Genomic DNA, 21,127 nt, shown 5'->3' on the forward strand with positions numbered 1-21,127 from the left:
TAGTAGCTATCTACCAAGTCCTTCTCAAGAAAGAAAACTACAACCCAATCTTGCAAGGCTTAACCGAAATCAGAAACCCTGACAAGACAATGTCTGTTCAAGATGCTATTCGATACGCACAACAACATGGTTTCAACGTTGCTTCATTTTAAAAATCAGGGTTCAAGACCTCTTTTCAGTGTGTCCAAAATTTGGGTAAACAATAGCTCAATTAACTTTGACTTTTTTCAAACTTCTCTTTGCTATTCTTTTTATTTGTATTTGTATCAATTACAGGTATATCTAATTTTTAAGAAAATCTGACACCCAGGTCAGATACGACTTTTTTTCGCGATTTGATAAAGGTTCTCGATCACATTGTCTAGGGTTTGATGAGCTAACTCTGCTTCCAGTTGATGTTCAACACTGGCAAAAATCGGTGTCATCGCACCTTCGATATGCTGACCAACTGGACAGTCTTGATTGGTATGTTGGTGAATTTGAAAAAGACGGATATGCTCCACTTCCTGAGTGGCAAAATAAATCTCTAATAAGGATATTTCCTTAGGATCCTTACCCAGCTGATAACCCGAGCGACCTTGCTGGGACGTAATTAGACCAGCGTTTTTCAAAAGTGCAATAACCTTACGAATATAGCTTGCATTGGTTCCAACGCTCACGGCCAAGGCTTGCGAACTCAGGACTTCTTTACTTTCACTAATCATGGTTAAAATATGGAGGGCAACAGAAAATTTCGTATCCATGGTAATCCCTTTCTGTTCTTGTATTTATTACAAGAACAAGTTTAGCATAAAAAAACAACTTGGCAAGTCTTTTGCTCAATCTGTTCAAAAATATTGGGCAAACTGTCACGAAAATTCATTGAAATCAACTAAATAGAGATCTTCTGTCCATTTTCAACATAGACCAAGATCTGATCAATCTGATAGGCATGAACTGCTGATGCTTATTCTCTCTCATCCAAAGTAAAATAGATACCGAAAATTTTTGTCATAATCTGACCCTTTTGTTGTTGCATCAATTTCAAGAACAAGTTTGTCAGTTCAAACACTTCCTGTTCAGCGTAAATTCATGAGACAGTGAGTACAAAAAAGCCATCCCTAGATAGCTTTTTCTAATTATCGTACTTGTTCAAAGCGCAGATGGACATTAATTCGGTCTCCGTAACCATTGCGTTCAAGGTCTCGCTGGAGGCGATAAGAAATATAGTGTTCTGCAATAGTAATGTAGCCTGCATCAATCAAACGGTGTTCAACTTGGGATTGGACCATACTGATTGTTGGACGCTCTGTATGAGCTTCTTCCAAGTCTAGAACAACTTTTTTAGTGACTTGAGCCAAGTTTTGGCGCCAAGTATCATCGATGACATAGACAGTACGAGCAGCTTTTATAATCGCTTGGTAAATTTTTTCTGGATCAAAGTCAACGACTTCTCCACTACGTTTAATGACTTGCATAAAAAGCTCCTTTCTTTCGGTTTTCTAACCCTTTTATACTCCTATTATCCAAGTATTATGGAAATTTGTCAAGTTTTTTTCCTGAATATGGTATAATATTTTCAGTATAGAAAAAGGAGAAATGAAATGACAAATGCCATGCCAAAACGTCAAGAAATTGATGTGCAATTAACCTGGGATACTTCTCTTATGTATCCTTCTCATCAGGCTTACCAAGAAGGTCTTGCTACTTATAAAACGCAAGTTGAACAATTTGAAAAGGCCTACAAAGACAACTTGACTTCTCTTGAAGTGATTATTAAGGCTCTTAAAGAATATGAGACACTTCGTGCGATTGATAGTAATCTGAGCCACTATGCCTTCTTAAATCTGGATGTCGATAAGATGAATCCAGAACTGGCTTCTCTTGCTAATGAATATCAAGTAACCATTGCTTCTACTTTTCCAAAAATCGCATTTTTACCTACCCAACTTGCCCTACTAGATGAAGCATTATTACAGGAAGTAAGCACTGCTCAACCACAATGGACTAGTTTTATCAATGATATTTTACGACAAAAACCGCATCAATTGCACCCCTTGCAGGAAGAATTGTTAGCGAATTTTGCTCCAACATTTGGCCAACCCTATCGCAATTATGAAACGACAAAATTTGAAGATATGACCTTTGACGACCTCGAAGTAAATGGTCAAACCTATGGAAATAGCTACGTGCTGTTTGAAAATGATTATGAAATCAGCCATGATACAGAGCTTCGTCGCAAGGCAGCTGAAGGCTTTTACTCTACCCTTCGTAAGTACAAGAATACAACAGCAGCTGACTACCTCTCACACATCAAAAATGAACAAATTGAAGCCAAATTACGAGGCTTTGATTCGACGATTGATTATCTACTGTTCAGTCAAAATGTTTCGCGGGACTTATTTGACCGCCAAATCGATGTGATTATGAACGAATTAGCGCCACACATGCGCCGTTATGTCAAATTAGTTGCAAAGGCTCATGGTCTTGAAAAAATTACCCATGCAGACTTAAAAATCAGTCTTCCTTCCGATTTCAACCAGCGGATTACGCCAGAAGAATCCAAACAATTCTTGATTGACTGTCTCGGTATCTTAGGAGAAGACTACGTCAAGATGATTGAACAGGCCTTCGATGAGCGCTGGATTGACTTTGCTCAAAATGAAGGAAAAGCAACTGGTGGCTATTGTGCAACCCTTTATGATGGACCTTCTTACATCCTTCTATCTTGGACAGGCTTGATGAACGAGGTCTTGGTACTTGCACATGAATTAGGGCATGCAGGACATTTCCAATTAGCAAAAAAACAAAGTATTTTAAACTATGATCCTTCGCTTTATTTTATAGAAGCTCCTTCTACTGCAAATGAGGTCTTAACGTGTAACACTCTCTTGAAACAAAATCAAGATCCAGATTTCCAAGCCTACCTCATCAGCGAATTAATTAGCCGTACCTACTTCCACAATATGGTCACTCATCTATTAGAAGCCGCATTCCAACGCGAAGTTTATACTCGTTTGGACAATGATGAATACCTCAATGGTGATATTCTCTGCCAAATTAAATTGGATGTGATTAAAGCCTTCTGGGGCGATGACTTTGAAATCGGTGAAGATGCAGGGCTTATTTGGATGCGCCAACCACATTACTACATTGGGCTTTATCCTTATACCTATTCAGCAGGTCTCACGATTGGTACAGCCATGGCCAAGCAGCTGGAAGAAAATCCAGAAGCAGTTGTCGAAAAATGGCTGGAAACCCTTTCGTTAGGTGCTAGCTTGTCTGCACAGGAATTGGCTCAACATGCTGGTGTTGATGTATCTACTGACAAACCGTTGAAAGAGACCATCGCCTATGTTGGTTCCTTGGTTGATAAATTAGAAGAACTAGTATAACACTCAAAACTGCCTCAGTTTTTCAGCTGAGGCAGTTTTTGTATCTTTTTTGAGAGTATAGATAGATAAGACATCGCTGACTAACAAACAGCTTTTACAAGACCTTTGCACTGATTTCTTACCAATGTTGCTATTATTTACTGACTATCTCGTTTCCAGTCAAAGTGCGTCCCATTGACGCTATAAGCTTCGAAGCCACTCTTATTTAAAACAGCTGCTGCTTGATTAGCATAAGTGCAGAACATCCCTCTACAATATAGGATAATTGTCTTATCCTTATTCAATTTTTCTAAATTGTCTTCTAAAACCGCATAAGGAATGTTAACTGCTCCCTCAACATGATCAAGTTCAAATTCTACTTCAGACCGCAAGTCCACCAGCTGTGCCTGACGGGCAAAGACCTTATTTTTTGCTTCTGCTAAATCAATAGTCTTAATTTGATCATCACTCGCAATAAACTGTTGTTCAATAAATCCCAGCATCGGTGATTGTTCCTCGCTAATCTGATGAATATCCTGCAATAACCGTTCCACCATATTAGAGGAGACACTGTACCAAACATATTTCCCTTCTTTTTTCAATGTTACCAAACTGGCCTCTTTTAAAACTTGAAGGTGTCGAGAGGTATTAGCAATACTCATATCTGTCATCCTAGCCAGCTGCTCAACGGATTTTGGACCATGAATAAGACGGTGTAATAGTTCTAAACGTTTTTCACTAGACAAGGCTTTTCCAATGCGCACGTATTCTTTAAATATCTGATCCATATACTGTCTGTCTTCTAACACAACTCCTACTACTCCCCTTTTCCATTTATTATACAGTATTGATTATACCATATCTTTTGCTATCTGATTGAAAAAAACTCTTACTTCCTTGTAGAAGTAAGAGCCGAACTATCTTATACGTTCCATTTTTTTGCAGCCATATTTCCAAGAATACCACCGCTCACTAGGAAGATGAGGAATACCCAACCAGATAAAGAGAAGTTTGCAATTGGTGTAAAGAGAGCTCCTACATTACATCCATTTGCCAAACGTGTTCCAAATCCCATTAAGAAACCACCTAAAATATAGAATAAGGACTGTTTACCTGAAATCTGTAATTCTGATTTGCAGACCTTTGTAAAGGTTCCTGATGTTAGCAAGAAGATGATGGTTCCAAATACGATTCCCAAGTTTTGAACACTAATCGGATGTTCTAAAAATGGAGTAGTAAAAGCTTTTTCTGGCATCATCGTAAAGTTTGCAATACTGGATGCATCAACACCAAACAACAATAAAACTTGTCCAAACCATAGACCATAAGGTGTACTAGCTCCCCATCCAGCCTTGGTCACACCCATCAATAATGTGAAGAGAATCGCTAATACAACTGCCGCTGTGCGTAAAGACCATGCTTTTACAAAGAGGCGGTCATACCAATCTCCTGCTGTAATTGGTGCTTCAGTTGCTACTTCATTTACCTCCATATCTTGGATTTTTTCACCAAAATGACCAGAATAAGTCCCAGCCTGCTTCCGACGAGCTTCGTAGCGATGAGCCATCCAAACAACAAGAAGACACAAGAGGGCAGTTAGTACAAGAGCACCTAAGTAACCATCTAACCCATCAAATTTGAAGAGGTCAGGTAAATAGACACCACCGTATAGCTTTTCACCTGTTTCACTGGTTACCCATGACTTTTGAATCCAAGAAGCACTATTTTGAATAGGGAATCCAATAAAGACACCCAAGCAGAAGAAGATGAGGGTCAACAAACCTCTAGGAAGAGCAGTAACCAAATCAGTCAATACACCTGAAGCACAGCAAGATGAGAAGGTCATTCCAAAGCCAAAGAGAATTCCTCCTATCAACAAGCCCCAATTAATTGGGTTCACCCATAGGTCGTAAGTAGAAGCATCTACATTAAACAAGAAAGCTGCACTGAGCAAACAAGTAATGAAGAACATCATCATCATCGTCCGCATGAGACGCGTAGAACCTGTTCGATAAGCACGATTCACACTTCCTGCAAATCCTGTATACCCTCTACTCAAGGTATAACCTAGACCCGCACCGATGACCAAACGGAAAAATAGCATATCTGATGACAGGTAATAATGCCCAAAGAGCAAAATAGCAACAATCCCTACTATTCCCATAGTACGTTCGAGATTTTTCATTTTTATTCTCCTAAATTTTCTTTTATTTCCGATTGCCAGTCACTTTAAAATACAAAAGCCCTAGCAATATCCAACCAACTAAAATCCCCATCGAAATACTCCCTAGTTGACTAGGCGACCCTGGTACAAGAAGTAATCCGATAAAAAAGAAACTAATGACAACGCCTAATTGACTCAAGCGCCTATCAACTAATCTCTTAGCTAATCCTGCACTTATGAAACACACATAGGCATAAGTAACAGCCGCCATTAGACTAGATAAGTCAACAATATATAAAATGACTTCACGACCTAAAAATAAGAGTACTGCCGCAATCAATGATACAAATTTCAAGGCATTTTCTGCTACTTGATACTGGTTTGTTTGCTGATAGCGACCCGGTAATAACTCATACAGAGCAAGCGAAGCAACAACACGGCTACTTGCGATGAGAAAGCCATTGATGCCTCCTACAACTGCAGCAAATAGGGCAATGCATAGAGCTCCAAAACCCAACCAACCTGCATGAGTCAAAACAGCACTTCCACTAGCCCATGCAAGAGTCTTTGCCTGATCTGGCGAATAGGCAAAGGCGGTCATCAGATTCAACAGATTGTAAATCAAGACACCGACTGTGGTCGCAAGCAAGGTAACCTTCGTCGCGACTTTAATCGAAAAACCTAAATCTGTCATCACCTGCGGTACAATATCAAATCCAACAAACAAGAACGGAATGATAGCAACCACTCTGATAATTGCTGCAAAATCAAAGTGATAGGATGCAATGTATTGATGGTAGAATTGCTGTCTATCGCTGCGATAAAACATCCACATGCTTAATAGAAAAACAGTGGCTACCAGAGAGATGATTAAGATTTTTTGAAAGGTCATAGAAAGGACTAATCCCCGTTTATTGATCCAATAAAACAAGTAGATAATCCCCATTCCGATTCCAATCTCTGACAGGTAAACAGGATAACCTGCGATCGTATAAAGATAGCCATACGATACACTTCCTAAAACCTCTTTTAAGACTAAGACAACTGCTGTTGCATTCAAGGAAATCAAAGTAAGATAACAAAAACTGAGTGCCCAGCCCACCACGAAACCATGTTTTTTCCCTAGATGGACAAGTGTATAGGAAAACTCTCCCCCTTGCTCCTGGTGCTGAAACATCATCGTATGATAGCCGACTTGAATAGCATAGATTAAAACACCACCCACTAAAAACCCAATAGCCGTATTAAGCACTCCTGCTTCTGGTAAAAACTTATTTCCCGGCAGGTAGAAGGAGCCCCAGCCAATCACAGCGCCTATGACGAGAGCAATCACATCTAGTTTTGATAATCCTTTAGACATAACTAAGCAAAATTATATCCTGTAACAATCGGCTCACGTCCTGTCGTCTGATCTTTGAAGTACTCATAATAGCTGAGCATCAAGAAAGAACCTTGAATATTGATGATATTATCATATCCATAGCCTTTTAAGGCACAGATAGCATAATAGCTGTTCCAAGAAGTCCGGCAATGAATGTAGACTGCTCTGTCTTTTGGAATTTCATCCAGACGCTCACGAATTTCATCCAAAGGAATATTCACAGCACCCTTGACATGAGCGGCGTCAAAGGCTGCTTTCCCACGAACATCAAGGATAAATTCGCCATTGTCAACCAAACTGCGTACGCTGGTGACAGGCACCTGCTCGTACACACCGTGTAAGTAGTTCAAGCCAACGATTCCTGCAAAATTCACGACATCCTTAGCCGTAGAAAAAGCTGGAGCGTAACATAATTCCAAATCTTTCAGATCTTCTAGATAGCCACCCATGCTGATGACTGTGGCAATGACATTGATATTTTTGACAGGATTACCCTTGCTGATTGCTTGAGCTCCAAGAACCTTACCAGTCGGGTTTTCATAGACCAGTTTGAAGTGCATTGGTGAAGCATCTGGCATTAAACCAACACGGTCATTTGGAATCACGAGGGCAACGCGATAATCGATTCCTTGAGCCTGACAGCTCTTTTCATTGAGACCAGTTGCTGCTGCATTCAATCCAAAAACTCGGATACAAGACGAACCAATCACACCACGATTCGGCTGTGCTTGACCAGATAGGGCATCAGCGAGATTACGGGCCTGCTTCTGGGCAGGACCTGCTAATGGCAGACGCATTTTCTTACCTGTCTGACGATTGGTCACTTCAATCGCATCTCCAATCGCATAGACATCTGGTAAATTGGTCTGATAGGTCGCATCAACCGCAATCGCTCCTGTTTCACCCAATTGAATGCCAGATGCAACTGCAAAGCCGACATCAGGAGTGACACCAATTGCCATGATCACGGCTTGAGCAGGTAGACTTTTGCCGCTAGAGAGACGGACACTATCTGCTGTAATCTCTTCTACTGCATCTTCCAAAATGAGGTTGACATCATTATCTAGAAGTTCTTTGTGCAACATCTGCACCATGTCCTCATCAAAAGGTGTCATAATTTGCGAACTTGCTTCGACTAGGTGAACGGTTTTACCGGCTTTTTTCAAGCATTCAGCCACTTCTACACCGATAAATCCTCCCCCAACTACAACGACCTCGGCTGCATCGGCTACTGTCAAATGCTGGTCAATCGCTCGCACATCAGACACATTTTTCAGGCTAAAGACATGAGCGCTGTCAATTCCTTTGATAGAGCGTGGCAAGATCGCTTTTGCTCCGGGTGATAGAATCAGGGCATCATAGTTGTCTTCAAACTCTTCACCTGTTTCCAGATTTTTCACTAGGACCTTGTGCTCGTCTGAAAGAATCTTCACTACCTCATGACGGACCTTGACGTCGAGGTTATAAGTCTGTTTTAGACTAGCAGGATTATAGAAAATCAAATCCTCAATGTCTGTTACTTCTCCACTAAAGTAGTTGGGCAAGCAACAATTTGAAAAGGAAACATCATCTCCTTTATCGTAGATTTGAATCGGAACTTGTTCATCAATTCGGCGTAAACGAGCAGCAACGGAAGCACCACCGGCAACACCACCTACAACAATATATTTTTTAGTCATTTCCTACCTCCTTGGTTTGTGATATTTTTTCCAAAGTTATTATAACATTCAATTGAATGTTTTGTCAACGCTTTCAAAAAACATAGATAAATAATAGATTGCTAACCTTGTAAACTGATACTCATTGAAATTCAAAAATAACCAACTTATCCAGCATTTATCGCCTTAAAAATAGAAATTTGTTGCATTAACAAAGTTAGAATAGTACTTGTGTCATGCTGAAAATCCAATAAACCGAAGGTGTTGAAACATAGGATACTTTTGCAGTAGTGGTATTATTCGCAGCAGTTATGCTGCTGCGAATAACGGAAGTTTTGAGACCTTAAGCTCAAAAATAAGCATTGCTTCAACAGTCTGGGAGACTGTTGAAGGTTGGAAATAAGGATTATGAAATAATCCTCAACTAGTGAGGAGGTTGCTTGTGCCCGCGCTATCTAATAAAGTATCGAAAAATGATCATTTTGATAGTAATGGAGAATGGAAATTAGGCATATTCTGAACTTCTATCAGGCATGTTGATCATAAAGAAAAAGTCAGCGTCCTGAGACGCTGACTCAAAGAAGAAAATTCCACCTACTCTTTTATTCAAAAATTTACAGTACAAGGTCAAATGGATTAAATAATACTTGCGTTGTTAGAAGACCAATCCGTAGAAGATGGCTGCGAGTAATCCACCGATGATTGGGCCAATAACTGGCACAAGTGCATAGCCCCAATCTGAATCACCTTTGTGTTTCAATGGGAGAATAGCGTGCATGATACGAGGTCCGAGGTCACGCGCTGGGTTCAAGGCATATCCTGTTGGACCACCAAGAGATACTCCAAGAGAAACAATCAAAGCGCCAACAGCCAAAGTACCAAGACCAGCTGGCATATCGTAGTTACCAAAGGCAAGCAAGCCAAGCACGAGAACAAATGTACCAATTGCTTCACTAATGGTATTTGTGATGGTGTTACGAATGGCAGGGCCAGTAGAGAAAGTCGCTAAGACTGCTCCAGTATCTTCTGTCGCATCATAATGATCCTTGTACATCAAGTATACCAAGATACTTCCGATAAAGGCTCCAATAAATTGGGCACCGATATAAGGAAGGACTGAGCCCCAAGGGAGATTACCAGCGTAAGCCATTGCAATGGATACAGCAGGGTTCAAGTGGGCAGGGCCTAATACACCACTCACAAAAGCTGCCATTGCAACTGCAAGCCCCCAACCAATTGTAATCACAATCCAACCAGCATCTTTACTCTTACTCTTATCGAGTACCACACCTGCAACAACACCATTCCCTAATAAGATGAGTAAAGCTGTTCCGATTACTTCACCTAATAATTCTTTTGCCATAATAGCTCCTTTTCTATATTTATTAATTAAAGTTTCCTAATTTTTTAAGTAAGCCAAGTCATTCTTGACCAGAGTTTCATTCAATAATGCCCGTTGCGCTACTTGTTCTTCCTCAGACCAGTCGTAATAGGCCGCCATTTCAAGGAGAACATCCTCAACAATGCTATCAAGTTGCTCCCGCATAAAGAGCATGTAATTTGTCCGACGCAGAAGATAGTCCACAGCTGTCAAAGTCATTTCTTCTTTCATAGCATAATGTAGTGACAGTAAATCACGCTGATTGAGCTGGCTAACTGCTACTACTTTATGGTTTAATGCAAAGACTTTTGGTGCATTTGAACCATATAAATTTGCAAGATAGAGTGCATCATCGTAGTGCAGGCCTTTTTTCACACCTAGTTGTGCCAAGTGTTCGATTTCTTCTGCAACATTGGCTGGATTCAACTCGCCTCCTGATACAGGATAGGTTTTAGAGTTAATCAGTCTAAACTTGCGACCGTGCTCTGTTTCAAGGATTTCTGCCACTTTTTCAAGAGCGCCTTCTGCCATTTTACGGAAATCAGTAATTTTTCCTCCAGCCAGAGTCAACAAACCATTTTCATCACGGTAAAGGGAAGAACCACGGGAAACGGCTGACGGATCTAGAGTTTTTTCAGACACACTACCTTCAAGTTGAGTCAAATCATGCTCTACATCATCACGTGTTTTTTCATTGTTGAGATAGGCTTTGACAGTATCAATCAAGTGATTAAAGCTGTCATCACTCAATTTACCATTGTTTCCACCGTTGTAGTCTGAAGCGCCATTTCCAGAAAGCAATGGACGCAGACCTGCCCAGCCACTCTCAATGTCATCGAGGGTCAAGTTGGCTTCTGGGAAGCGATTGTTGACAATAGCAAGCAAGTAGTCAACATCTTCTTGAGTTACCGTTGGATTTGCCAAATCGCCTGTGTAGTCGGTATCGGTTGTTCCAAAGTAGGTCTTATTTTCACGAGGAAGGACAAAGACCATACGACCGTCTGCATGACCTGTATCAAAATAAGTCGGTTGTGGCACAGAAAGACGTGAACTGTCTACGACTAAATGAACACCTTTTGTCGGACGCATCTGGAACACACCACTACCTTCACCACCGAGATTGCGAACTTCATCACTCCATGGACCTGTTGTGTTGATTACAAGACGGGCACGAATTTCAAAGCTAGTATCGGTCAAGAGGTCACGAGCCACAATTCCTACTACCTGATCATTCTCATCCTTGATAAAACGCTCTGCCTTGACCCGGCTAGCAATTAAGGCACCGTCTTTGGCTGCACGTTTGATATTTTCAATGACCAGACGGGCATCATTATTGCGGAAGTCAAGGTAAACACCACCCCCAACAAGGCCTTCTTGTTTTAAGTGAGGCTCACGTTCTAATACCTCTTCTTTGGTCAAGACCTTGTTCGCCAAGTCTGTATTGTTCACCCCTGCTAGGAGGTCATACAAGTCCATGGCTACTTTTAAGCGGAACATACTAAAAGTGGAACCTTCTTCATCATAGACAGGAAGGAGCATTGGATCTGTTTTTGGAATGTGAGGGGCAATTTGTTGCACGACAGCACGTTCTGATACCGTATCCGAAACAACTTCCACATCAAATTGTTTCAAGTAACGTAAGCCACCATGAACCAATTTTGTAGAACGGCTACTGGTTCCCTCAGCGAAATCTTGCATTTCAATCAAGGCTGTCTCCATTCCACTTGCTGCTGCTTGAAGCGCTACTCCTGCACCAGTAATTCCACCACCGATAATCAGCAAATCAAGCTGTCTATCCTGCATTTTTTCAATGGCTAGTCGTCTTGTTTCTTTTGAAAATTCCATTTGATACTCTCTTTTCTATTCTTCTTCGTCTATTTCGGCAAATAATTGAGTTGCCGCAACAGCTTTCTTCCAGCCCTTGTACAATTGTTCTTTCCGCGCATCGTTCATGGCTGGTTGGAAGGATTGACCAACAGCATTCAAGGTCTTCAATTCATCTAAATCTTTCCAGAAACCAACTGCTAGACCTGCAAGAAAGGCTGCTCCAAGGGCTGTTGTTTCTAAGTTTTTAGCCCGTGCGATTTCAATACCCAAAATATCTGCTTGGAACTGCATGAGTAGGCTGTTCATTGCTGCACCACCGTCTACTTTCAAAACAGAAATTGGCATACCAGAATCAATTTGCATGACATCAATGACATCACGAACTTGATAAGCAATGGATTGGAGCGTTGCTTTAACGAAATCTTCTTTTGTTGTTCCACGTGTCAAACCAAATACAGAGCCTCGGGCATCTGAATTCCAATAAGGTGCTCCAAGACCTGTGAAGGCTGGTACTACATAGACTTCATCATTGCTGGTAGACTTGCGAGCAAGTTCTTCTGATTCAGGAGATTCTTTGACCATGCGCATACCGTCACGCAACCATTGAACAGCACTACCTGCGATAAAGACAGAACCTTCTAGGGCATAGTAGACTTTTCCGTTGATTCCATATCCGATAGTTGTCAAGAGACTGTTTTCAGATAGTTGCATCTCTTCGCCTGTATTCATGACAATGAAGGAACCTGTGCCGTAGGTATTCTTCACCATACCAGGTTCAAAGGCTAATTGTCCAAAGAGGGCTGCTTGCTGGTCTCCTGCCATACCTGAAATGGGAATTTCTGCTCCATAGAAATGGAATGGAGCTGTCTTACCATAAATTTCCGAATTAGACTTAACTTCTGGTAACATGGCTTTTGGAATGTTTAAGAGGGTAAGAATTTCATCATCCCATTTAAGCTCTTTGATATTATAGAGCATGGTCCGTGCTGCATTGGAGTAATCTGTCACGTGGCAGCGTCCGTTTGTCAATTTCCAAACAAGCCAAGTATCAATTGTCCCAAAAAGCAACTCGCCATTTTCAGCTCGTTCTTGCGCGCCAGGAACCTGATCCAAAATCCAGCGGACCTTGGTTGCTGAGAAATAGGCATCGATCACAAGACCGGTCTTCTTATGAATCATGTCTGAATAACCGTCATGTTTTAATTGATCAGCAATATGAGCTGTTTGACGAGATTGCCATACAATCGCATTGTAGATAGGAAGACCTGTTTCCTTATCCCATACAACCGTTGTTTCACGTTGGTTGGTGATTCCAATCCCTTCAATTTGAGCAGGATTGATACCACTTTCGATAAAGGCACCAGCAATGACAGACTGGACTGAGTTCCAAATTTGATTGGCATTATGCTCTACCCAACCTGGTTTTGGAAAAATTTGCGGAAATTCCTTTTGGTAGCTACCAACTTTTTCTCCCTTTTTATTGAAGATAATGGCGCGCGAGCTTGTCGTACCTTGGTCAATGGCCATAATGTATTTTTCTTGTGTCATAGGAGACCTCCGTTTAATTTTTTGTTTTGAAAACGCTTCCGTTTTCTATCTATTCTTATTGTAAACTATTTTCTTCCTAAACCCCTATCAAAAAAATTCCTTTCCTGAAAATTTTTGATACGAAAAAACCAAGTTTGGATTCAAACCTACTTGGATTCTTCACTTTTATGTTACTAAGCACCTTACCGGCTATCAATTGGAAAACTAGGCTCTTCTAACCGGCTTCCTGCAACCTTTTCTTTTTCCAGTTGAATAGCCTGAATCATTTTCTTCAGAGTAATCAGATCTTGCTCGTATAAACCGTGGTGAAGATAATAAACAGAAGGTGCTAAACACTCTTGTCCTTCTGAAATCACTAGGTCATATGCTTTATCTTCCATGAAAGGCTCTATTGTCACAGCATACTTACGTTCAAATTCTTTTTGGAGTTGAAATAAAATCGGCTCTGTCAAAATGGGTGATTGATACGAAAGAAAGCCGATACGAACAAGAACTGGTCGTACTTGGTTAAGATAGGAAAAAAGAGAGGCTAATGAGTATACTTTCTCCTTACTCTGAAAGGCAAGCGTTGGAAATTGCGGTTGATAAAATTGCTCCAAAACCTCAGACAAAAAGTCAGAGGCACTAGCCACATATTCTTCCTGCTTGTTAGTCCAAACCTGCTCTTTTAGACATCCTTTGAAAAAATACAGACTGCCTAATAACTGATTGAGATAGTAGAGAATTTTTTCATCAATTGGAAAATGATGCTCCAACTCTTTGCGAATAGTATGATAAGACCACGTTGTCGCCTCCCGAATCGGTCCACCAAAGGCCAGCATTCTCTCAATCTTCTGTGGCGCTAAAATTGACTGACTAAATAAGAAGGCAAAGAGAGACATCACCTCTCCTTCTCTCAATGTAGATGATTGATACTGATACAAGGTCAGAACAAATTGGCGTAATTCTTTGTACCATTTCTGCTCTATATAAGGTGTCATCAGCTGAATGGTTTCTCTGAAATCAACTTCCTGTAATCTCCCTCTCCTCTGTGAAATTCCTAACCATAAAACCAGCTGCAAGGATTGAAAAGAATTGAAGTGCGAATCATAGAACCGCTCAAAAAGGGGAAGAAAACGAAAAACTGGAGCAAAGAGAGAATGATGTTTTACATCATTTAACACCTTGGTTTGCAAGAATAATTGATAGTAAAAATACCGAATTTGCAATTCGCTTCCTTTTAGTCTTCCGTTACGAATACTGATTTGAAAATCCTGTAAAAGATGATTCAGCGCAGCCAATTGCCGATTCAAACTAGCCTCACTCATAAGTAAATGCTGGGCTAGAGCCTGAATGGAAAATTCCTCACGTTCAAAAATATAGAGTAAAATCTGGTACTTGGTGCTAAATTGACAAAGATAAGCAAGCCAGTTCTCGTACACTAACTGGTTGGAGCGAGTATAGACGACTTCTTCCTCCTGAACTTTCAGCATTATTCCTAGTGTTTCATCAGATGTTTCTGCTGCAAAGGATTCGATATAGCGAATCAAGGTTGCCCGTGATAATTGAAGGTCTTGACTTACTTCTTTTAAATGTAAACTCGACTGACTGCTTTGTAATCGCTGAACCAGAAAATATATAGCTCTTTCTCGTTTTTCAAGAAGGTCTTCAATCTGCATGGCTCGCCTCCTCTTTTTGATGAAGGTAGCGTTGACAGGCTTCGATGATAATCGGTACCAGATTGGTGTAGCGTGGCAGACAGAGCCAGCTTTTCTCGACCATGTCCTGTGCTGTCATTCCATTTGAAATAGCTAAGGCCAAGGTATTCATCTGCTGGATATGACGAGAAGTCGATAGGAGTTGACCTCCTAACAGTCGGCCATCTGAGCGTTGAACAATCAATTTAAAGGTTAATTCTTCTGTCTCCCATTGACTATAGGGAGCTTTTAAGAGGACAGAATCCACATCTGTCCAAAGTTGAGCTTGCCTCTGCGTCAAACCAACACTAGTGATATTATAGCCAAAGAGATGACTGGAAACAATGCGCTGAACTTCTTTTAAAGGGCGCTTGGGGGATACCAAATTATAGGCCACAAGTCGACCAGTTAAAATCGCATGGTTAATCAGAGGAAGATAAGCCTGACCAAAAAAGGCAAACGGCAACTGAATCAAGTCACCAATCGCAAAAATATGGGGCTGACTCGCTTGTAAATACTCATCTACTTGAATGGTCTGATCTGGATTACACTCTAAAATGTCAGAAACCAAATCCGTATTGGGTTGGAAATTCGTCGCCAAGAGTAGATAATCCGCTTCGTATTGACCTTTTATGGTTTCGACACGAACCTTGCTCCCATCCTCTGTTAAGCAGATTGTTTCGACCGTTTCTCCTACATGGAGTTCCACACGGCGCTTTGCTAATTCAGCTTCAATATCCAGCATCAATTCCTCGTCTACGTACTTGGCTAAGGGGGATGTTTCAGCTTCAAAAAGTGTGACAGACAATGGCAACTGACTCAAGGCTTCTACGCTTTCTAAGCCAATTTGCCCTCCGCCAATAATGATGACAGACTGGGCTTTTTCGATTTTTCGCCAGCTTTCTTTGGCATCTGAAAAATACTTCGAAGACAAGATCCGCTCTCTCAAGCCTTTATCTGGAAAGTCCCATACTTGCTTTGCTCCCATGGCTAAAATAAGAGCATCATAAACTTCTTCTGTCCTAGTTCCTGCCTGTCGAATGGTAATGGACTGATCCTCTGCATCTAGCTGAACGAGTTCTGCTCCCAAGCGGAAATCAATTGTCGTTTGCTTAATCTGGTTTACCAATCCACTTTGTGCTTCTGCAGCTGTTTTCATTTCTCCCTTCAACTGCCAATTTAAGACATTTGGAAAATAGCCTACCTCTTCTTCCTTATCCATTAACAAAATCTCAGCATCTGGATACAGCTGATGACATTCTAAGGCAGCACTCATTCCCGCAAAAGATGCACCTACGATGATGATTTTCATGACATTTCCTCCGTTTTCCTTATTATATCACAAATAATGAAAGGGATTACAAGAAAATCAATTGTCAACCTATCACGGATATGCTATACTAAGAAAAGACCGTTGAAGCGAGGCTAAGACAAGATGAAAACTTACAAAGACGATGAAATCTACGACATCATTGATCAGGTATCCGCCCTTTATGATACCATCTACTGCGATGAAATCGAGGAACCTCATTTCTTGAAAAAGAGAATGGAGAACAGCCTAGCAGCACAGCTCCATCCAATTATTGTAACGGAAGAATGCGAGGATCGCCTTGTCGGATTTTTATGTGGCTTTGACTTTAAAGAAAGCAATTGGTGGGCACAGCAAGTCGATAAGGTCCTGCCAAAGCAGATTGAGTGGTACCACAACTCATTTGAAATAAACGAGCTTTGTGTAGCCGAATCCTATCGTCGAAAGGGAATTGGGTATCAATTGATGAATGTTTTATCAACGACAGACTTTGACTACAGTTTGTTAAGCGTGAGAAGTGACAATGCTCCAGCCCTTGCCTTATATAAAAAACTCAACTATCAGCTACTTCATGCTGATTTCTGTTTTGAGGGTGGGCATATCCTCTATCATATTCTATATAAAGAGCACTCTTCGACCTGATTTATCAAAAAAACGAATGTTTCAAGAAACCGATGAGATTTCGATGAAGCATTCATTTTTATATTCAGTTAATTTCAACAAAAAATAATTTTTTTGATTTTTTCTTATGTAGTACGGACGGAAGCAAACTCCTTCGGAGTTTCATTCCTCATACTATATAAAAATCAAAATCTGACTAGGCCACGAAATCGTAGCTAGAACTGAAGTTCAGCAAGATGAGTTACTGACGTCAGGCTTTGATTTTTGACGAGTATAATTTTTGAGCCTAGGTCTCAAAAATTCCGTTATTAGTGACAGCAACACTGTCACTAATAATAAAATATCCTTTTAAGCTCACTTCGTTCGCTCTAAACTGCGGAATCTTATTTTGCTATAATCAAGGCGTTTTTTTGAAGGAATACTGACTGTATTTTGAAAAAAAGCAACGATGAGTAGCGAAAAATAAGCTCTGAATAAAGGTTCTTAGTAACAATTTCATATTCTAAGATTGCTCCAACATTCCTGCCTGCAATTGATACATCTTATGGTAGGTACCAGCTTTTGCGAGTAATGCCTCGTGTGTTCCACTTTCGATAATCCTGCCCTTATCCAGCACATAGATACAATTGGCATCTTGGATAGTAGACAAACGATGGGCAATCGCAATTGTTGTCCGACCTTTTCGCATTTTCTCAAGTGAATGTTGGACAATCTGCTCTGTTTCTGAATCAATATTAGCTGTTGCTTCATCCAAAATCAAAATCTTTGGCTTACTGGCAACTGTCCGAGCAAATGCCAACAATTGCCGTTGACCAGTAGAAAAACTGCTACCACGCTCTGTAACAGGGGCTTGGTATTTACCGGGTAATTTTTGGATAAATTGATCTGCATCGACAAATTCTGCTGCAGATTGCACTTCTTCATCTGACAAATCTTGGTGCATTCTGATATTGGACTCAATCGTTCCATGATAGAGGAAGGGGTCTTGTAAGACTAGTCCAATCTTCTTGCGCAATTCAGCCTGTGAAAATTGGCGAATATCCTGACCATCAATCAAGACCTGACCAGACTGAAATTCATAAAAGCGCATTAAGACATTGATAATGGAAGATTTTCCAGAACCTGTAGCACCAACAAAGGCAATCGTTTCCCCTTGTTTGACTTGAAACGAAATACCGTCCAAAATCTGTCGCTTACCGTCATAAGAAAAGGATACATTACGAAATTCGATGATTCCTTGTTCGATTTGAGCAGCACTATTTTCTTGCTTCGGCTCAACATTTTTCTCATCAATCAAGTCAAAGACACGCCCCGCTGAAACCATCGAAGTTTGCAAGGTTGAAAAATTCTGCGTTACTTCAATCAGAGGATCAAACAGGCGATTGACATACTGGATAAAGGCATACATGAGTCCAGCTGAAATACCTGCCTCTAAGCCTTGAAAGCCAAAATAGGCCATCAAGAGCGCATAAGCTAGGAGTTTCAACAGTGACATAGCAGGTCGTAAAAATAAGCTATCCAAAGCCATCGAACGATTGGCATAGACAACATGCTCTTGGTTGATTGCCTCAAACTCAGCCTTCAGGCGTTCTTCCTGACCAAAAGCCTGAATAATCCGAATTCCTTCAATACTTTCAGCCAATTTACTGTTGATGTCGCTCAAAAGACTTCTCGTCTTGGCAATAATGGTCACTGATTTCTTCCGATAAAGATTGACTAAAAGAAAAATAAGAGGAAGCAAGAGCGCTACTAAAGCAGTCAGACGAACATCCAGCATCAGCATGGTATAAAGGGTTACGCTAAAGATGAAAATGGCTGAGATAAAACTCGATAAAATACCAGAAAACATCTCCGAAATAGCTTCTGTATCATTGGTAATCCGTGAGACAATCGATCCAGCAGGCGTTCGGTCAAAATAAGACATCCCCAAGCGCTCCATATTGGAAAAAGCATCCCTACGAATATCACGGACAATGCTGTAAGATACCTTCGCAAAAAAGAGATTGCCAAAATACTGAATAACTGTCTGTAAGACATACATCATGTAGTAGCCAACCAAGAGTAAAACGGCAGTTTGATTGACATGACTCAAATAATGATCAATAAAATGAGAGGCTATCAGAGGGATGATATTTTTAACAATCGTTGTCAATAACAGTAAGCTCAAAGCCAAGGTTGTCAGCCATTTATAGGGTTTTAGATAGGACAAGAGCCGTTTCAAAACCGTCCATTGAGTTGGCTTGTTCATATCAAATCTCCTCCATTTCCAACTGCTGAGACGCATAGGTTTGGGCATACCAACCACCTTGCTTCAATAAATCCTCATGACGGCCACGCTCAATAATCTGCCCATTTTGCATGACTAAAATCAAGTCTGCATGGACAACGGCTGACAAGCGATGAGCTGAGATAATCGTCGTTTTAGACTGTCTGGTTTCTTTGAGATTTTCAATAATGGTATGCTCCGTTTTTGCATCAACTGCTGATAACGAATCATCCAATATCAAAATATCGGGATCTAAAATCATGGCCCGACTCATGGCAAGTCGCTGCTTTTGACCACCCGACAAAGAAACACCTTTTTCGCCAATCAGCGTATCAAAACCGTCGGGCATGGCTACAATATCCTCATACACTTGAGAAAGTTTGGTTGCGGCCTCAACTTCTGCTAGCGAAAGAGCAGGATTGCCAAAACGGACATTTTCCAAAATCGTCGTCGCAAATAAGAATTGATCTTGCGGCACATAGCCAATTAAATTTCGCAAATCAGACAAGCGATAATCACGCAAATCATGACCATTTAAGGTAATTCTTCCCTGATCAACATCTTGCTCACGTAATAACAATTTAATCAAGGTTGACTTACCAGAACCCGTTTGCCCTACTAAGCCCAAAGTCTGTCCTTTTTCTAAAACAAAACAAATATCTGATAAGGTTTCGTTATCTTCATAGCTGAATTGTTCCACATCATAAACCAAACGACCATTGGCAACCCTTTCAACAGGATTCTCTGGATTTTGAATATCCGATTCCTGATCTAATAGCTGTTGAATCCGATCGTAGGAAACATGCCCCCGCTGAGCAATATTAAATAAAAAACCAATCGCCATCAAGGGCCAAACCAGCATATCCAGATAGGTCACAAAAGTCACCAAATCACCAATCGTTACCTGCCCTTTGGAAATCATGAGGGCTCCAACCGCAAGCGTCAAGACATAAGAACCTCCGATGAACAAGAGCACTAGGGGATCAAAGAGCATATCATAGCTCATGGTACGCATATTTTTTTCGAAGGCCATCTCGTTGATTTCCTGAAAAGCGGTGATTTCGTCCTCTTGATAGCCAAAAGACTTGGTCACCTTGATACCAGCCACACTCTCTTGAACTTTATTGTTTAATTCTGAAAAAGCTGCTTGAGAACCCTTGGTTGCTTCATGAGTCTTTCGACCCAGTTTGCTTGTCGCTAAAGCCATAAAAGGCAAGGGAAGAACCGCAATCAAGGTCATCTGCCAAGAAATGGTGAAAAACATCGTCACTAGAGTGACCAATGCCGTGATTGAAGCATCGACCGCTGACATGACACCCCCTCCAGCCAATCGGGTCAGAGAGTTAATATCATTGGTGGCATGCGCCATTAAATCTCCCGTCCGATGTTTCTGATAAAAGGAGGGAGACATTTTAGTGAAATGATCAAACAAACGGTAACGAATAAGTTGACCCAAGCGATAGGAAGTCCCTAAAATATACATCCGCCATACATAGCGCAACCCATACATGGCAAAAGCCGCGAGAATCAAATAGAAAAGCTGAATCAGTAGTTCACTTCCCGTCAAGCTTTTCCGTGTAATAGCATCAATAACATGCCCCATAATTTTGGGTGGAATCAAATTTAAAACAGCGACCAAACTCAGGGAAGCAATCCCAATGAGATAGCGCCGTTTTTCTTCTTTAAAAAACCACCAGAGATTTTTTATAATCGACATTCTTTTCCTTTCTTTTTACACAATAGAATTTCTATTATACCATGAACAGGCGATAAAATCATGATTCTAAGATTGCCAACACGACAAACGCATGAAACGGTCTTCGGCTTTTTTCTACCTCAAACACTTTTTTGATTTAAAGTAATCGTTTTAAATACTGGTCAAAGGATAGACTAAGGACATATTTCTTACGACGCATGCTCATTTTCTTTCCAAAATCCAACCG

General features: G+C 40.8%; 15 protein-coding genes and 1 pseudogene. 3 read left to right on the top strand and 13 right to left on the bottom strand.

Annotation, left to right across the window (positions count from 1 at the left end):
* Positions 1-152, top strand: a pseudogene (locus ABPH35_RS06755) (IS110 family transposase); the annotation flags it as partial.
* Positions 153-311: 159 nt separating this feature from the next.
* Here ABPH35_RS06755 and ABPH35_RS06760 read toward each other — a convergent pair.
* Complete coding sequence (locus tag ABPH35_RS06760; protein WP_349989015.1) at positions 312-743, bottom strand: Rrf2 family transcriptional regulator; 432 nt, start codon at positions 741-743, stop codon at positions 312-314.
* 375 nt (positions 744-1,118) lie between these two features.
* On the bottom strand, positions 1,119-1,457 hold the full coding sequence (locus ABPH35_RS06765) for an ATP cone domain-containing protein (protein WP_067090026.1): 339 nt from the start codon (positions 1,455-1,457) through the stop codon (positions 1,119-1,121).
* A gap of 126 nt (positions 1,458-1,583) precedes the next feature.
* On the opposite strand from ABPH35_RS06765, the gene pepF reads away from it, so the two are divergent.
* Positions 1,584-3,374 (top strand): oligoendopeptidase F, encoded by a 1,791-nt coding sequence (pepF, locus tag ABPH35_RS06770; RefSeq protein ID WP_349989016.1) that lies wholly within the window; start codon positions 1,584-1,586, stop codon positions 3,372-3,374.
* Between the two features lie 137 nt (positions 3,375-3,511).
* On the opposite strand, the gene ABPH35_RS06775 is transcribed toward pepF, so the two are convergent.
* The 9 genes from ABPH35_RS06775 to ABPH35_RS06815 form a co-directional block, all read right to left on the bottom strand.
* Positions 3,512-4,141, bottom strand: a complete 630-nt coding sequence (locus tag ABPH35_RS06775; RefSeq protein WP_368849681.1) for a metalloregulator ArsR/SmtB family transcription factor — start codon at positions 4,139-4,141, stop codon at positions 3,512-3,514.
* Positions 4,142-4,275: 134 nt separating this feature from the next.
* Positions 4,276-5,538: a YeeE/YedE family protein gene (locus ABPH35_RS06780; protein ID WP_349989018.1), complete on the bottom strand. Its 1,263-nt coding sequence runs from the start codon at positions 5,536-5,538 to the stop codon at positions 4,276-4,278.
* A 22-nt stretch (positions 5,539-5,560) separates the two neighbouring features.
* A complete protein-coding gene (locus tag ABPH35_RS06785; protein ID WP_349989019.1) occupies positions 5,561-6,877 on the bottom strand; it encodes an APC family permease in 1,317 nt (438 codons plus the stop codon).
* Positions 6,878-6,879: 2 nt separating this feature from the next.
* Positions 6,880-8,577, bottom strand: a complete 1,698-nt coding sequence (locus tag ABPH35_RS06790) for an FAD-dependent oxidoreductase (RefSeq protein WP_349989020.1) — start codon at positions 8,575-8,577, stop codon at positions 6,880-6,882.
* Between the two features lie 634 nt (positions 8,578-9,211).
* Positions 9,212-9,919: an MIP/aquaporin family protein gene (locus ABPH35_RS06795; protein ID WP_349989021.1), complete on the bottom strand. Its 708-nt coding sequence runs from the start codon at positions 9,917-9,919 to the stop codon at positions 9,212-9,214.
* Between the two features lie 36 nt (positions 9,920-9,955).
* Positions 9,956-11,782: a type 1 glycerol-3-phosphate oxidase gene (gene glpO, locus ABPH35_RS06800; RefSeq protein WP_349989022.1), complete on the bottom strand. Its 1,827-nt coding sequence runs from the start codon at positions 11,780-11,782 to the stop codon at positions 9,956-9,958.
* A 15-nt stretch (positions 11,783-11,797) separates the two neighbouring features.
* Positions 11,798-13,312, bottom strand: coding sequence for a glycerol kinase GlpK (gene glpK / locus ABPH35_RS06805; protein ID WP_349989023.1), 1,515 nt, complete (start codon positions 13,310-13,312; stop codon positions 11,798-11,800).
* A gap of 182 nt (positions 13,313-13,494) precedes the next feature.
* Complete coding sequence (locus ABPH35_RS06810; RefSeq protein WP_349989024.1) at positions 13,495-14,970, bottom strand: helix-turn-helix domain-containing protein; 1,476 nt, start codon at positions 14,968-14,970, stop codon at positions 13,495-13,497.
* Positions 14,960-16,300 (bottom strand): FAD-dependent oxidoreductase, encoded by a 1,341-nt coding sequence (locus tag ABPH35_RS06815; protein WP_349989025.1) that lies wholly within the window; start codon positions 16,298-16,300, stop codon positions 14,960-14,962. Before ABPH35_RS06815 ends, ABPH35_RS06810 begins: the two co-directional genes overlap by 11 nt.
* A 123-nt stretch (positions 16,301-16,423) precedes the next feature.
* Between ABPH35_RS06815 and ABPH35_RS06820 the strand changes: the two genes are divergently transcribed.
* Entirely contained in the window at positions 16,424-16,939 is a 516-nt protein-coding gene (locus ABPH35_RS06820) for a GNAT family N-acetyltransferase (RefSeq protein WP_349989026.1), read from the top strand.
* A gap of 481 nt (positions 16,940-17,420) precedes the next feature.
* On the opposite strand, the gene ABPH35_RS06825 is transcribed toward ABPH35_RS06820, so the two are convergent.
* Together ABPH35_RS06825 and ABPH35_RS06830 are read right to left on the bottom strand one after the other, a co-directional pair.
* A complete protein-coding gene (locus ABPH35_RS06825) occupies positions 17,421-19,166 on the bottom strand; it encodes an ABC transporter ATP-binding protein (protein WP_349989027.1) in 1,746 nt (581 codons plus the stop codon).
* Between the two features lies 1 nt (position 19,167).
* The gene (locus ABPH35_RS06830) at positions 19,168-20,901 is read right to left on the bottom strand and encodes an ABC transporter ATP-binding protein (RefSeq protein WP_349989028.1); all 1,734 of its coding nucleotides are present in this window, start codon (positions 20,899-20,901) and stop codon (positions 19,168-19,170) included.
* Between the last annotated feature and the right edge of the window lie 226 nt (positions 20,902-21,127).

It is taken from the genome of Streptococcus handemini (assembly GCF_040984445.1).
Classification (GTDB): domain Bacteria; phylum Bacillota; class Bacilli; order Lactobacillales; family Streptococcaceae; genus Streptococcus; species Streptococcus handemini.

What these genes read in the sequence shown, in the direction of transcription:
- ABPH35_RS06790 (WP_349989020.1), bottom strand. Translation starts at nt 8,577, where the DNA reads ATGACTAAAAAATATATTGTTGTAGGTGGTGTTGCCGGTGGTGCTTCC.
- ABPH35_RS06825 (WP_349989027.1), bottom strand. Translation starts at nt 19,166, where the DNA reads ATGAACAAGCCAACTCAATGGACGGTTTTGAAACGGCTCTTGTCCTAT.
- glpK (WP_349989023.1), bottom strand. Translation starts at nt 13,312, where the DNA reads ATGACACAAGAAAAATACATTATGGCCATTGACCAAGGTACGACAAGC.
- ABPH35_RS06785 (WP_349989019.1), bottom strand. Translation starts at nt 6,877, where the DNA reads ATGTCTAAAGGATTATCAAAACTAGATGTGATTGCTCTCGTCATAGGC.
- ABPH35_RS06830 (WP_349989028.1), bottom strand. Translation starts at nt 20,901, where the DNA reads ATGTCGATTATAAAAAATCTCTGGTGGTTTTTTAAAGAAGAAAAACGG.
- ABPH35_RS06820 (WP_349989026.1), top strand. Translation starts at nt 16,424, where the DNA reads ATGAAAACTTACAAAGACGATGAAATCTACGACATCATTGATCAGGTA.
- ABPH35_RS06810 (WP_349989024.1), bottom strand. Translation starts at nt 14,970, where the DNA reads ATGCAGATTGAAGACCTTCTTGAAAAACGAGAAAGAGCTATATATTTT.
- ABPH35_RS06760 (WP_349989015.1), bottom strand. Translation starts at nt 743, where the DNA reads ATGGATACGAAATTTTCTGTTGCCCTCCATATTTTAACCATGATTAGT.
- ABPH35_RS06775 (WP_368849681.1), bottom strand. Translation starts at nt 4,141, where the DNA reads ATGGATCAGATATTTAAAGAATACGTGCGCATTGGAAAAGCCTTGTCT.
- ABPH35_RS06780 (WP_349989018.1), bottom strand. Translation starts at nt 5,538, where the DNA reads ATGAAAAATCTCGAACGTACTATGGGAATAGTAGGGATTGTTGCTATT.
- ABPH35_RS06815 (WP_349989025.1), bottom strand. Translation starts at nt 16,300, where the DNA reads ATGAAAATCATCATCGTAGGTGCATCTTTTGCGGGAATGAGTGCTGCC.
- ABPH35_RS06765 (WP_067090026.1), bottom strand. Translation starts at nt 1,457, where the DNA reads ATGCAAGTCATTAAACGTAGTGGAGAAGTCGTTGACTTTGATCCAGAA.
- ABPH35_RS06795 (WP_349989021.1), bottom strand. Translation starts at nt 9,919, where the DNA reads ATGGCAAAAGAATTATTAGGTGAAGTAATCGGAACAGCTTTACTCATC.
- pepF (WP_349989016.1), top strand. Translation starts at nt 1,584, where the DNA reads ATGACAAATGCCATGCCAAAACGTCAAGAAATTGATGTGCAATTAACC.
- glpO (WP_349989022.1), bottom strand. Translation starts at nt 11,782, where the DNA reads ATGGAATTTTCAAAAGAAACAAGACGACTAGCCATTGAAAAAATGCAG.